This window comes from Algibacter sp. 2305UL17-15 (assembly GCF_040720935.1).
Classification (GTDB): Bacteria; Bacteroidota; Bacteroidia; order Flavobacteriales; family Flavobacteriaceae; genus Jejuia.
Window position 1 is genome coordinate 1 of record NZ_JBFDAE010000025.1, and the last position, 13,777, is coordinate 13,777.

Here is a 13,777-nt window from a genome sequence, read left to right on the forward strand (position 1 = left end):
AGAATCTTTCAACGCAAAAATTAAAGCTTTTAGGGCACAGTTCAGAGGTGTGAGAAACGTAGATTTTTTCCTTTATAGGTTAACCACAGTATTTGCGTAAACACAACAATTGTTCTTGATCCTTGATCCCTCTTGATCCGATACCATTTACGTTTTTGGTATAAAATCTCCCCAAAACAAAAAAGCATCCCAATCTTCTTATTCAGAAAAAAGGAAAGCTTTCCATTGGCTTTGTGCTGAATTTATTTCAGCATATCAACCACAAGTTGATAAACACGGGGTGCTTATCAAACAACACAACATCATTATATTAAAAAAGCCCCAATTTCTCAGAGCTTTCTTTTGCAATTTTTAGCGGTCTGGACGGGACTCGAACCCGCGACCTTCGCCGTGACAGGGCGACATTCTAACCAACTGAACTACCAGACCGTTGCATTATTGCGGTTGCAAATATACACGCCTTTTTTTATATGTCAAACCTTTTTCAGAGTTTTTTAAATAATATTTCTAAAAAACGAGCTAGTAAATTTCGCGATACAGTAAACCTTTTATAAGTACTTAGTTTACAGGTTATCTGTTCCTCCCCTTCGGGAAGTCCGGATAGCAATCAGAAAGAAAGGGCTTCTTATCCAAACTTCTGACGCTCCACCATATACGTAGTCAAAACAGAACTAAAATCTTTATTAATATCTGCTTCAACATACTTAATCTTGTACTGCGCACATTTTAAGCGTAATGAATCAAAATAATCACTTACCGACTTACTATAATTGGCTTTAATGGTATCTGCATACAAATTTATATGCTCGCCAGTTTCCACATCAATAAAACGTTTGGGTTTGTTATCAAAATCAAACTGAAGTTCTTTTTTCCTATCAAATACATGAAATAAAATCACTTCATGTTTATTGTATTTTAAATGACGAAGTGCTTCAAACAACTTCACGTCATCTTCAGAAGTTTGAAACATATCAGTAAACAAGAAAATCATGGAACGTCTATGGATCTTTTCTGCTATTTCATGTAAATATTTATAAGTTTCAGTATGCTTATTTAATGGTTTTGAAATAACGGCATCACTTAAATGATTTAATAACATTTGATGATGACGTTCGCTTCCCTTCTCTGGTGCGTAATAATCATAATTGTCACTATAAATACTCAAACCTACAGCATCACGTTGTTTCTTTAAAATCTGCATTAAAGCCGCAGCTGCCAATACCGAAAAGCCTATTTTGTTTAAACTATCTATTGAAAAAGAATCCAACTTGGGATAATGCATCGAACTGCTATTATCCAAAATAATATGACAGCGCAAATTGGTTTCATCATCATAACGCTTCGTATAAAGCTTATCTGTTTTAGCAAATAATTTCCAATCTATATGGCGGGTACTTTCGCCACGATTATAAATTTTGTGTTCCGCAAATTCAGCAGAAAACCCATGAAACGGACTTTTATGCATACCAGCTATAAAGCCTTCAACCACTTGTTTTGCAAGTAATCCAAGGTTTTTAAATCCTTCTGCTTTATTTAGTTCCGATTGTAAGTTCATATGCCCCTCTTAATCTCCCCAAAGGGGGAGAAACACTCTTGTGCAAAAGCGTATTGTTCAATTTAAAAGATTTATTTTAATGTAACTAGCAACTCTCTTCCCTCAAGAGTAAGAGTTCCAGCCCCTTTGGGAAGGCTAGGTGGGTCTATTCCCCTTCAGGGGTTAGGGGGCTTGTATTTTATCTACAATCCCATAGGCAACAGATTCCTCTGCTCCCATCCAATGGTCGCGGTTAAAATCTTTCATTACCTTTTCAAAATCCTGTCCGCAGTTATCAGCCAAAATTTTTGCGCTCAATTCCTTCGTCTTTAAAATTTCTTGTGCTGTAATTTCAATATCACTCGCTTGTCCGCGCGCGCCTCCGCTTGGTTGATGGATCATCACTCGTGCGTGCGGTTGAATAAAACGTTTTCCTTTTGTACCTGCCGACAACAAAATGGAGCCCATAGAGGCTGCCAAACCAGTACAAATGGTTGACACATCGCTTTTTAAGGATTGTATGCAATCGTACATTGCAAATCCAGATGTTACATAACCTCCAGGACTGTTAATATATAAATGAATATCGGCAGTTTCCAAAGTGTCTAAATAAAGTAATCTATCTATGACGTGTTTTGCGGACTTATCGTCAACCTGTCCCCATAAGAACACTTTGCGTTCTTCAATCAATTTGCTATCAATAGCGTCTTGCACTTTTATTGGTTTACTCATAATATGTTTTAATTTTATGTCTAAAATAAAAAAAGGTTCACCATAACGGCAAACCTTTTCAATTTTCTTTTATTTTTCAATTACAAAAGGGCGTCAATCGCCTCAGTATATGCATTTTTAGGTGCTACACCAACTTGTCTTCCAACAACCTCTCCGTTCTGAAAAACCAAAACAGTTGGTATGTTACGTACACCATATTTAGCAGCAAACTCTTGGTTAGCATCAACATCTACCTTACCTACAACGGCTTTTCCATCATATTCATCACTAATTTGTTCAATGATTGGCCCAACCATCCTACATGGCCCGCACCAAGCAGCCCAAAAATCAACCAAAACTGGTTTATCACTCTTTAATACCGCTTCTTCAAACGTTGCATCTGTTATCTCTAATGCCATAATATATTTTTTAATATGTTCTTAATTCATTTTAATCACACAAATTTAGTCAAAAAAAACTCGAAAGCTTACAACCCAACAATTTGTTTTGCCTATACCTTTATTGTATTGGTTTATTTATTGGTTTTTTGGGCGCAACCACAAGGGTCGGGCTTTATTCGTTGGTTTTTATTTTCGAATGTCGGACTCATGAATATAAATATTTCACTACTCTCCCGATTATCATCGCAATAAAACATGCCATTCCCCCGAAGCGTCGGGACCTTGCGCACCATGAACTACTCAAATGTTAATTGGGTTTTGGGCACAATTTTAAATACAAAAGCATGTGCTCCATTTTTTTCACTTGGCAATTCTATTTTCAACGCTTCAGCATCAATAGTAAAATTTAATTCAGTATCTGTTCCAAGTAGTTTTATAGAAGCTATTTGCTTATTAAAATAGGGATTACCTGCTTTTAACGTATAAATTTTAAGTTGTTTTTCTTCAGGCCAATCCAAAACTGTAGCATAAAGTATATCGCCTTTTGTTGTAAATCTAATGTCTTTAGAATTGTTATCAGGATTGTGCTGTTCGCTTAAATGCCCTTCAATAGTCTTAGTGTCTCCTTCACCATAAACATCAAAAGTTCTGGTACCATAAATAGCCTCTCCATTAACTTTTAACCATGCTCCCATTTCTAACAAACGTTCTTTTACTGGTTCTGGAATTTCTCCGTTGGCTTTGGGCGTGATATTCAATAAAACCGCTCCATTTTTACTTACCACATCTACTAAGAAATCAATTAATCTATTAGTCGATTTATAATCTGGATTACTAATATGGGACCAAGATTTCCAATCCACAGAGTCATCCGTTAACCACGGAAACGATTTTTTTTCGCTCATTCTGGCACGTTCTAAATCCAATACAGCAGCTCCATTGGCCAGATCATAAAACTTATAGGTTACAACGACCTCCTGGTTTTTTTGTTCTGCTTGGTTATAATAATAACTCAAAAATTCTTTTCTATAAGACTCTCCAACCACATCCATTTTATTATCAAACCACACCAAATCTGGATTGTACTTATCTACAATTTCTTTAAGTCTAGCCAGCCATTCTTCATTAAAAGCTTCATCGGCCAAAGGATAATAACGCTTCACACCTTCATCAATTTCATGAGGATTGGGCGGATATTGAAAATCGCCACGCTTTACTTTTGGCCCATATAAACCTGCAAATTCTGGGTTCGATGCATCTGTAGTTTCATCCCAAGTTGGAAACCAGGCATACAACCATTGGCGATGGTATGTTGCAATAAATTTCATCCCGCGCTTTCTGATTTCCTTAGAGAGTTCTCCCATTACATCGCGTTTAGGTCCCATATCTTTAGCGTCCCATTTGGTTAAATCGCTATCCCACATCGCAAAACCATCTGCATGCTCTGAAACCGGGCCAGCAAATTTAGCACCTGCTTTTTCAAATAAATCTGCCCATTCTGCGGCATCAAATTTTTCAGCCTTAAATAGTGGTATAAAATCTTTGTATCCAAATTTATTTAACGGACCATAGGTTTCTACATGGTGCTTATAAAATTTACTTGCTTCTCCATTTTTAGCTTCAGGGTTATTTTCATTAACATACATCCAATGTGCATACCATTCGTTTCCATATTCTGGCACCGAGTAAGGTCCCCAATGACAATAAATTCCAAATTTGGCATCCAAAAACCACTCGGGTGTTTCATGTTGTTTTAAAGATTCCCAATCTGGTTGGTAGGTAGTCGCATTAGAACTAGAGATTCTAGCGTCTTGCTTACAGTTAAATAAAAAGAATAAGCTAAATAACAAAATGTATGTCTTCATGGCTATGAAATATTTTGAACCCAAAACTAAACATCCTAAAAATATAAAAGTATGATAAATGTTCTAAAAAAACAGGTATATATGATGAAGCTGTAAAGACTAAGAGTTATAATTTTACGAGTACAATTTTTCTCATTGGTAACGCCCTAAAATTAAACTTTTTATATTACGCAACCAAAATGTTGCATAATTAAATTATTTGCCTTAGTTTAGCAACCGTAAAGTTGCATAATAATTTAAAACTAACAATTATGAAAGATTCAATTAAAAAAGAAGTGGTGTTCAATCAACCAATAGACAAAGTATGGAATGCCATTTCGAGAGCCGAAGAAATCTCTACATGGTTTATCCCAGCCGATTTTAAAGCAGAAAAAGGGTATCAATACACATTTACTTCGCCTCCAAACGAAAAAGGCTGTACCGTTATAAGCGGAGAAGTAAAAAAAGCTAGTCCGTACCTATTAATATATACATGGATAGTTGCTGATACTAAAGTAGAAACTACCGTAACATGGGAACTAAGTTCTACCCCAGAAGGCACTAAGCTAAATTTAGAACATTCAGGTATTTCTAAATATGAAGGTGAAACTGCTATAGCCATGTTTGAAAGTTTTAACGGTGGTTGGAATAATTGTATTTCTGGGTTAACCAGCTATTTAAAAGAAGCCGTTAATGCAGGATAAAATAACAAAACTGTTTAAAGCCATTGCAGATCCTACTAGGCGTGATATTTTTCATGCCTTGGTGATTGCAACCTCAGCATTGTCTATCACCCAAATTTCAAATCAATTTGAAATGACAAGACAAGGGGTCACTAAACACATTAAAACTTTGGAAGACGCAGGATTGGTTTATATTGAAGCACAAGGTCGCGAACGATTTTGTAATGCCAACCCCAAAGAACTTAAAGAAGTAACGAAATGGTTGAAATTCTATGAACAATTCTGGGATGATAAACTGGGTAGTTTAGGAAATTATTTGGATAAAAAATCGTAAATTAATAGCCAAAAAGCACATAATAATGGCAAATATCAGACATAATTTAACTATAGAAGCTCCAGTCAAAAAAGTTTATGATGCGATAACCTTAGAACAAGGTCTTAGAGGATGGTGGACTAATGATGCATCGGCTAAACCTGAAATTGGCCACATTAACCATTTCAAGTTTGGAACTGAATATTTCAATAAAATGGAAGTGTCAAAATTGAAGTTTCCGACCAATGTAACTTGGATTTGCAAGGACGGAGATAAAGAATGGATAGGCACTAAATTAACCTTTGACCTTGAAGATAAAGAAGGGGTTACTTCTCTGAAATTTTCACATTTGAATTGGGCGGAAGAAAGTGAGTTCTTTGGGTTTTGTAATCACCAATGGGGAAGGTTTTTGGACAGTTTAAAATCTTTATGTGAAACTGGCAAAGGTCAACCTTTCAAACAAGAACAGTAATTGTAACTCTAGAACAATTCTGGAATGATAAATTGGGTAGTCCAAACGACAATTTGTGCTACAAATACCTTTAAACAAATTAAAATATAACTATAAATTCAAAAAAATAATCAAAATATTTTATTTAGTTAGGATTCCTTACTATATTTGTATCGTAATTATTAATTCAAAAAACATAACATTATGAGTAAATCAGTTTTTTATCACGCAGGTTGTCCAGTATGCATAAGCGCAGAACACGACATTATCGAATTAATTGGGAAAGAAAATGTGGACATCGTTCATTTTGGTGAAGATGCCTCAAGAATTTCGGAAGCAGAAAACGCAGGAGTTAAATCTGTTCCAGCTTTAGTTACTCCAAACGGAAATGTACTCCATATTAACTTTGGGGCTTCTATGGAAGATGTTAAAGCTTAATTTTAATTTATTTAGTAAGGATTCCTAATTTAAAATCAATATTATGAAACATCCATATCTAAAACTTGGTACTCAAGCTAATTGATTAAATGGATGTTACATGTGACCATTGAAAAACAATAAATTATAACACATGAAAGTCTCCGTTTGGGATACATACGTTAAAAGAGAAGATGGTAAATTAATGCATTTTGATATTTTAGTACCCGATACCTTAAATGATGAAAAAACCATCTTTGATCATGGCATCAATTATTTAAAGAGCAAACCTTTTAATACAGCAGGGTTAACAGCTAACGAGTGCAAATTCTGCCATATAGAACAAGCTCCAGATCATGTCATAGAAGAACTAAACAATCAAGGGTATTTTATTATTGAAATGGAAAATTGTAATTAATTTAATTAGGATGACTAACTTTGTCCCGCTAAATGCGGGACTTTTTAATTATGACTAAAAGTATTTTCAATCCAAACCATCAAGAAACCAATGTTTCTAGCAAGATTGTTGCTGGATTAGAGCGTATTTCTGAAGCTTTTAAAGTGTTGCTTTGGGAAAAGGGAAAATTATTGGGGTTAAGCCCTATTCAAATTCAAATCCTGATTTTTATAAAATATCATAAATTAGAATTTTGTAATGTGAGTCATTTGGCGAAAGAATTCAATGTTACCAAGCCTACAATAAGTGATGCGGTAAAAGTTCTGTTGAAAAAAGAATTGACAGAAAAAGTGTCTTCATCATCAGATAGCAGAAGTTATGCGATTCAATTATCAGATTCAGGGAAAACAATAGTTTTAGAAACTGAAAACTTTGCATATCCTTTACATAATCAGCTTAATGGGATTGATAATGATGACTTAGACCAAACTTTCAAAACCTTAACCACATTAATTTATAAGCTGAATAAAATAGGTGTTTTAACGGTGCAACGTACTTGCTATGCTTGTAAATTTTATCAAAAAAACGGCAATCAACATTTTTGTAATTTATTGGAAAAGGAATTGCAGAATTCTGAGATTCGGATTGATTGTGGGGAGTTTGAGGGAAAACAGGATACGCAATTTATAAAATAAAATCTATCTGGGTTTTACATTTTCTCAAAGTCGGGAGACTTTGCGAAGCTAGGGGAAAGTAAAACTCAACTTATCTTTCTATTTAAGCTTATCTGGATTTTTACCTAATTTCTTGGATTCTGAAGTTACACGTCTTTCTAATTTTTTAATATCTTCCTCAGCTGGTAATTCTTCTGGCTTGATACCTCTATCTATTAATAAACCTCGAACACCTTTATTATTTCTTACATGCTCCGCTGAAATGCTATTGCCTTTTGTCAATCCTTTTTCTTTAGTATTAAAAACGGTAATCTCAGTAGCAAAATCTTTAGCTTTTATGGTAATCGTTGGTAAAAAATCAGCTAATGCCCTAGTTTGAGGTACGTTTAACTTCTTCTTCATTTCTCTGGTTGACCTTCCAAATAAAGCTTGATCACCTTTACTTCTTATTAATCCAAAATTCTTATCGCTTCCTGTTCTTTCATAAATTAATTCAGATAATTCTTTTTCAGATAACGTCAGTTTTTGTCTTGCTTGTAGTCGCTCCCAATCTTTAATACGCTGTTCGATTAATTCAAATTTCCGCGTTTGAATTGCAAAATAGTTTTGAGCAAAGGCAATTTGTTCTTTTCTTGGGTCTCCATTTTGAGCAACGAGATAACATGCATATCTTGTGAGCATTATATCTTCAATTTCCCGCTCCGTTCCAGATCCGATTGACACCATTTTGTTGACGTCAACAAAATGGTCATCTATTTTATTTCCAGTAACCTCACATGATGTTTTTGATTTAACAATTACCTTTTGAAAATTCCTCCATTCTTTATATCCAAGGAGTTGTTGTAAATCCCTAGCAAACCAAAACTCTATATCATTCTCAGTTGTCTGAGAATGATTTTCAAAATTATCTGCTAGTGATTTTATTATTTCTGATTTCATTTTTCTCTAATTTATTTTATTTAAATAAACCTTATTCAGTTTACAAACTATTTCTTTTTCGGTCAATTCATCTAAAAGTTCTTTAGACATTTTAATTTTAGTGTTTCTGCTTAAAGCTTCAATAGTAATATCATCGTGATAGACTACAAAATCTACTTTACAATCTCCCTCATGTTGATTCAATAACTCATTAAGGCTTCTTATAAATTCCTTCTCAACACTTTCTAATTTAAAATGAAAGGACACTTTTTTTGCTTCTTTCTCTAGAATATCATGGAGTAATTGAAAATTATTAAACTGCAATCTTGGATCACTTTTTTTTCCTGTATCCTTGTTTGTCCATCCTTCACGAATAAAAGCTTTCACTTGAACAAAATTATTAGGTAGTAAAAAATGCCTAAACTTTAAATACTCTTCTCCAAAAATCCTAAACTCAAAACTATCCGTATAGTCTTCAATAGTAAATAACGCCCAACCCTTTCCTTGTTTACTCACACGATGCTGCACATCGGTTACAACGCCTGCAAATGTAAGTTCGCTATTTAAAAAAGATTCTAAATGATTGAACATAGCGACATTAGCATTACATAAAGCCTTGATCTCTATGCTAAAATCATCCAAGGGATGTCCAGAAATATAAACTCCAACAACCTCACGCTCTTTACTTAAAGTCTTCATAGTGCCCCACTCTTCGCATGGGGGTACTTCAGGTTCAGAAAATTGCACACTACTCTGTTCTCCAAACATATCTATCTGTGCAGAATTCTTATTCTCTTTATACTTTTGCGCAAATTTTATAGCTTTTTCCAAAAAGGTAATCCCGTCGCCATCATCATAAAAATATTGCGCACGGTGTATATCCCCAAAACCGTCAAAACCGCCCGCATAGGCTAAATTTTCAAATGCTTTTTTATTGGCTGCTCGTAAATCAATCCGCTTTGCGAAATCGAAAATAGATTTATAGGGACCATCTTTTTTTCTGTTCTCCACAATCGTCATTACTGCACCATGGCCAACACCTTTTATAGCACCCATTCCAAAACGCACCGCACCATCTTTATTTACGGAAAACTTATAGTAACTTTCATTAACATCGGGACCAAGAACATCCAATTTCATGCGTTTACATTCTTCCATAAAGAAAGTCACTTGCTTGATGTCGTTCATATTATTGGACAGAACAGCCGCCATATATTCCGCAGGATAATGTGCTTTTAAATACGCCGTTTGGTAGGCAATCCACGCATAACATGTAGAGTGCGACTTGTTGAAAGCGTAACTCGCAAAGGCTTCCCAATCTTTCCAAACTTTTTCAAGAATTTTGGCATCATGTCCTTTTGCACTAGCTTGTTCGATAAACTTAGGTTTCATTTTATCGAGTACCGCAATTTGCTTTTTACCCATTGCCTTACGCAACACATCGGCTTCACCTTTGGTAAAACCTGCCAAACTTTGAGACAGCAACATCACTTGCTCTTGATATACCGTAATCCCATAGGTTTCTTTTAAGTACTCTTCCATCGCTGGTAAATCGTACTCAATATCTTCATCGCCATGTTTTCTTCTAACAAAACTTGGAATATATTCCATGGGCCCTGGACGATACAAGGCATTCATGGCAATTAAATCTTCAAAAACGGTGGGTTTTAAATCCCGAAGGTGTTTTTGCATCCCGGGAGATTCATATTGGAACACCCCTACCGTTTCTCCGCGTTGGAATAAGGCATACGTTTCTTCATCATCTAAAGGAAAACATTCTGGGTCGAGCAAAACATCGTGCTTCGCTTTTACGATTTTAACGGTATCTTTAATCAACGTTAAAGTCTTCAATCCTAAGAAATCCATCTTGAGCAATCCTGCATCTTCAACCACCGAGTTATCAAACTGGGTGACATACAAATCAGAATCTTTTGCTAAAGCGACGGGAACAAATTTGGTAATATCATCAGGCGTGATAATCACGCCACAGGCATGAATCCCTGTATTTCTAACCGAGCCTTCTAACGTTCTAGCGAGGTTTACCGTTTCAGCTTGCAAATCGTCTCCATCAGCAATATTTAAAAGTTCATTGACTTTTTCTAAATCTTCGGCTCTAAATTTCTTTCCTAATTCCTTTTCATCTAACCCAAAAATCTTTCCGAGTTTAGACATCGTCGGAATTAATTTTGCAATGCGATCGGCATCAAATAATGGTAAATCTAAAACTCTTGCCGTATCTCGAATGGACGATTTCGCAGCCATAGTACCGTAAGTAATAATCTGCGCCACTTGACTACTTCCGTATTTATCAATCACATATTGCATGACACGACCACGGCCTTCATCATCAAAATCGATATCAATATCTGGCATACTGATACGATCTGGATTTAAGAAACGCTCAAAAAGTAAATCATACTTTAAGGGGTCAATATTCGTTATCCACAAACAATATGCCGCTACCGAACCTGCCGCAGAACCACGACCAGGACCCACCGAAACATCCATTTTTCTGGCTTCGCGAATAAAATCCTCAACAATTAAAAAATAGCCTGGATAACCCGTGTTTTCAATAACACTTAATTCAAAATCAAGGCGCTCAACTACTTCTTCTGAAAGTTCCTCGCCATAACGTTTTTTAGCACCTTCAAAAACCAAATGTTTTAAATAAGCGTTTTCTCCACGCTTGCCGCCATCAGCTAAATCTTCTTCATGTTTAAACTCCTCCGGGATATCAAAAGCTGGCAATAAAACATCACGTGCCAACTGAAAACCTTCAATTTTATCAACAACCTCTTGCACATTAGAAATCGCCTCTGGAACATCTTTAAAGAGTTCCTTCATTTCTTCAGGCGACTTGAAATAATACTCCTGATTTGGCAATCCGTAGCGGTACCCTCGTCCACGACCAATTGGTGTCGCTTGCTTTTCACCATCTTTTACACACAATAAAATATCGTGCGCATTGGCATCTTCTTGGTTTTGATAATAGGTATTATTGGTAGCAACTAACTTAATATCGTGTTTGTTTGCTAATGCTATCAAAGTGGGATTTACACGATTTTCATCTTCTTGATTATGGCGCATCAGCTCTACATACAAATCATCACCAAACTCTTCTTTCCACCAAAGTAAGGCTTCTTCAGCTTGATTTTCGCCAACATTTAAAACTTTACTGGGTACTTCACCATATAAATTCCCCGTCAATACAAGAATGTCTTCTTTATACTGCTGAATCAATTTTTTATCAATCCTTGGTAAATAGTAAAACCCATCCACAAAGGCATGCGATGATAATTTTGCTAGATTATGATAGCCATTTTTATTTTTAGCTATCAGTACTATTTGATAACCGTTGTCTTTTCTGGTTTTATCTGTGTGATCTTCACATACAAAAAACTCGCAGCCCACAATGGGCTTTATAGGTTTTGCTGTTGCAGTTTCCCCTTTGGCTTCTGCTTCGGCAATTTTAGCTGCAACACTTTTATTATGTCTATTTACGGCATTCACAAAGTGAAAAGCCCCCATCATATTCGCATGATCGGTAAGCGCTACTGCAGGCATATTATATTTGGCTGCTGCCGAAACAATATCGGCAACGCCCATGGTAGATTGCAAAACCGAAAACTGAGAATGGTTATGCAAATGCACAAAATCAACATCAGCTAATTCTGATATGTTTTGCTTGATATCTTCTGATGAAACACCTGATTCAGCTTTCTTTAAACGTTCAAGAATTTTAGCACTTTCTTTTTTAAGATTGATATGCTTTAAACCGATAAGTTGAATGGTATCGGGATTTTCTTTTTTGAAATTCTCGAAATAATCTGGTTGCACATCCAATTGCTCTTTGGTATATTCTCCCAAACGAATCAATTCTAAGAAACAACGTGTGGTGGCTTCAACATCGGCAGTCGCATTATGCGCTTCAGAAAAAGGCACATCAAATAAAAACTCGTGAAGTTCTGTTAATGTTGGCAATTTAAATTTTCCATAACGCCCACCAGGAATTTGACATAAATTTGCGGTATGTTCTGTACAAGTGTCTAAAACCGGTAACTCTTGAAGCGGGTTTTCGACAGCACCACGCACAAATTCGGCACCCATGATGTTTAAATCGAACTTTACATTTTGTCCGATTACAAATTTGGTTTTCCCTAAAGCCTCATTAAACTTTTCTAAAACCTCAGCTAATGGGATGCCTTGTTGTTGTGCTAATTCAGTAGAAATTCCGTGGATTTTTTCGGCATCATACGGGATATTAAAACCATCGGGTTGCACCAAATAATCTTGACTTTCGATAAGGTTTCCCATACCATCGTGCAATTGCCATGCAATTTGAATACACCTTGGCCAGTTATCGGTATCTGTAATGGGTGCGTCCCAACGTTTTGGTAATCCTGTGGTTTCGGTATCGAAAATTAAGTACATTCCCCTCCTAACCTCCCCTTAGGGGAGGGATTTTTTAGTTAATTAATAAAAAATTGCGTTTCGTTTAAAGCTAAAAAACGAAGTGTATAAAATTACATAGAAATAATACTTTTTTAAAATGAAGTTTTGAAGAGTTGTGAACAGGTCGTTTATCTTTTAAGTGTGTAAATTGAATAATTCACGTTCAATTTACAAGGTTATCTCATCATTTAAAGAACTTTTCACATAAAAAATACGTATATATTATATATATTTGTACGTAAATCTAAAATAATGAACACAAAATTAACCTTAAAATTAGATCAAGAAATTATAGAGAAAGCAAAAAAATATGCTTCCAGTAAAAAAATGAGTCTGTCAAGAATTGTTGAATCCTATCTGCAATCCTTAACTATTGACAAGGAAGATGACAATTTTGATATTTCGCCTTTTGTTAAAAGTATGGCGACAGGAACAAGTATTCCCTCCGATTTAGATTACAAAAAAGAGTATTCAGATTTTTTAATTCAAAAATACAAATGATTCGAATTTTTATTGACACGAACATTATGTTAGATTTTTTAGGAGAAAGAATACCATTTTACGAACCCATTGCAAAATTAGCTACTTTGGCGGAAAAAGAGAAGTTAACTATGGTAGTTTCGCCCATATCATTTGCAACAGTTAGTTACTTTCTCTCAAAATTTGAAAACTCCAAAATCGCAAAAGAAAAACTGAGAAAATTCAAAATTTTATGTGAGATCTGTGATTTAAATGAGCACACTATCGAAAAAGGCTTAAATTCTGATTTTGAAGACTTTGAAGATGCTTTGCAATATTTTAGCGCTACAGCTTCCGATTGTGATTTGATTATAACCAGAAACGGAAAGGACTTTAAAAAGGTATTAATCCCAGTAATGACCGCTCATGAGTATTTAAAGAGTTTAGCTATAAGCAACTAACCGTATTGTATAAAGATATTAGACCTTAAACAAAAGAACCATCCTCTCGACAAATCTCGAGA

Annotated in this window: 14 protein-coding genes and 1 tRNA gene; 8 read left to right on the forward strand and 7 right to left on the reverse strand. The window is 35.3% G+C overall.

Annotated elements, in window-relative coordinates; all coding sequences use genetic code 11:
- Positions 1–355 precede the first annotated feature (355 nt).
- The 5 genes from ABXQ82_RS18165 to ABXQ82_RS18185 all read right to left on the reverse strand — a co-directional run bounded on the left by ABXQ82_RS18165 (position 356) and on the right by ABXQ82_RS18185 (position 4,511).
- Positions 356–429 (reverse strand) — tRNA-Asp (locus ABXQ82_RS18165).
- Positions 430–625: 196 nt separating this feature from the next.
- Positions 626–1,555 carry a DUF58 domain-containing protein gene (locus ABXQ82_RS18170; RefSeq protein ID WP_367063116.1) on the reverse strand — a complete coding sequence of 310 codons (930 nt, stop codon included), beginning with the start codon at positions 1,553–1,555 and terminating at the stop codon, positions 626–628.
- Positions 1,556–1,717: 162 nt separating this feature from the next.
- The gene (locus ABXQ82_RS18175; protein WP_367063118.1) at positions 1,718–2,266 is read right to left on the reverse strand and encodes an ATP-dependent Clp protease proteolytic subunit; all 549 of its coding nucleotides are present in this window, start codon (positions 2,264–2,266) and stop codon (positions 1,718–1,720) included.
- Positions 2,267–2,346: 80 nt separating this feature from the next.
- Positions 2,347–2,667, reverse strand: coding sequence for a thioredoxin (gene trxA, locus ABXQ82_RS18180; protein WP_367063180.1), 321 nt, complete (start codon positions 2,665–2,667; stop codon positions 2,347–2,349).
- A 275-nt stretch (positions 2,668–2,942) separates the two neighbouring features.
- Complete coding sequence (locus tag ABXQ82_RS18185) at positions 2,943–4,511, reverse strand: alpha-L-fucosidase (protein ID WP_367063120.1); 1,569 nt, start codon at positions 4,509–4,511, stop codon at positions 2,943–2,945.
- Positions 4,512–4,762: 251 nt separating this feature from the next.
- Here ABXQ82_RS18185 and ABXQ82_RS18190 point away from each other — a divergent pair, with 251 nt between their 5' ends.
- From ABXQ82_RS18190 to ABXQ82_RS18215, 6 genes are all read left to right on the forward strand, one after another.
- Positions 4,763–5,194, forward strand: coding sequence for an SRPBCC domain-containing protein (locus ABXQ82_RS18190; RefSeq protein WP_367063122.1), 432 nt, complete (start codon positions 4,763–4,765; stop codon positions 5,192–5,194).
- Positions 5,184–5,507 (forward strand): metalloregulator ArsR/SmtB family transcription factor, encoded by a 324-nt coding sequence (locus tag ABXQ82_RS18195; RefSeq protein WP_367063124.1) that lies wholly within the window; start codon positions 5,184–5,186, stop codon positions 5,505–5,507. The genes ABXQ82_RS18190 and ABXQ82_RS18195 overlap by 11 nt, the downstream gene beginning before the upstream one ends.
- A gap of 25 nt (positions 5,508–5,532) precedes the next feature.
- Positions 5,533–5,958, forward strand: a complete 426-nt coding sequence (locus ABXQ82_RS18200; RefSeq protein WP_367063126.1) for an SRPBCC domain-containing protein — start codon at positions 5,533–5,535, stop codon at positions 5,956–5,958.
- Between the two features lie 183 nt (positions 5,959–6,141).
- A complete protein-coding gene (locus tag ABXQ82_RS18205) occupies positions 6,142–6,375 on the forward strand; it encodes a thioredoxin family protein (protein WP_367063128.1) in 234 nt (77 codons plus the stop codon).
- A gap of 133 nt (positions 6,376–6,508) precedes the next feature.
- Entirely contained in the window at positions 6,509–6,772 is a 264-nt protein-coding gene (locus tag ABXQ82_RS18210) for a DUF2024 family protein (RefSeq protein ID WP_367063130.1), read from the forward strand.
- Positions 6,773–6,822: 50 nt separating this feature from the next.
- Positions 6,823–7,446: a MarR family transcriptional regulator gene (locus tag ABXQ82_RS18215; protein ID WP_367063132.1), complete on the forward strand. Its 624-nt coding sequence runs from the start codon at positions 6,823–6,825 to the stop codon at positions 7,444–7,446.
- A gap of 78 nt (positions 7,447–7,524) precedes the next feature.
- Here ABXQ82_RS18215 and dinD read toward each other — a convergent pair whose 3' ends face one another.
- Positions 7,525–8,364: a DNA damage-inducible protein D gene (gene dinD, locus ABXQ82_RS18220; RefSeq protein ID WP_367063134.1), complete on the reverse strand. Its 840-nt coding sequence runs from the start codon at positions 8,362–8,364 to the stop codon at positions 7,525–7,527.
- 6 nt (positions 8,365–8,370) lie between these two features.
- Positions 8,371–12,774, reverse strand: a complete 4,404-nt coding sequence (gene dnaE, locus ABXQ82_RS18225; protein ID WP_367063136.1) for a DNA polymerase III subunit alpha — start codon at positions 12,772–12,774, stop codon at positions 8,371–8,373.
- A 273-nt stretch (positions 12,775–13,047) separates the two neighbouring features.
- Between dnaE and ABXQ82_RS18230 the strand changes: the two genes are divergently transcribed.
- Together ABXQ82_RS18230 and ABXQ82_RS18235 are read left to right on the forward strand one after the other, a co-directional pair.
- Positions 13,048–13,296 carry a DUF6364 family protein gene (locus ABXQ82_RS18230; RefSeq protein ID WP_367063138.1) on the forward strand — a complete coding sequence of 83 codons (249 nt, stop codon included), beginning with the start codon at positions 13,048–13,050 and terminating at the stop codon, positions 13,294–13,296.
- The gene (locus ABXQ82_RS18235) at positions 13,293–13,715 is read left to right on the forward strand and encodes a PIN domain-containing protein (RefSeq protein WP_367063140.1); all 423 of its coding nucleotides are present in this window, start codon (positions 13,293–13,295) and stop codon (positions 13,713–13,715) included. The genes ABXQ82_RS18230 and ABXQ82_RS18235 overlap by 4 nt, the downstream gene beginning before the upstream one ends.
- Positions 13,716–13,777: the final 62 nt, after the last annotated feature.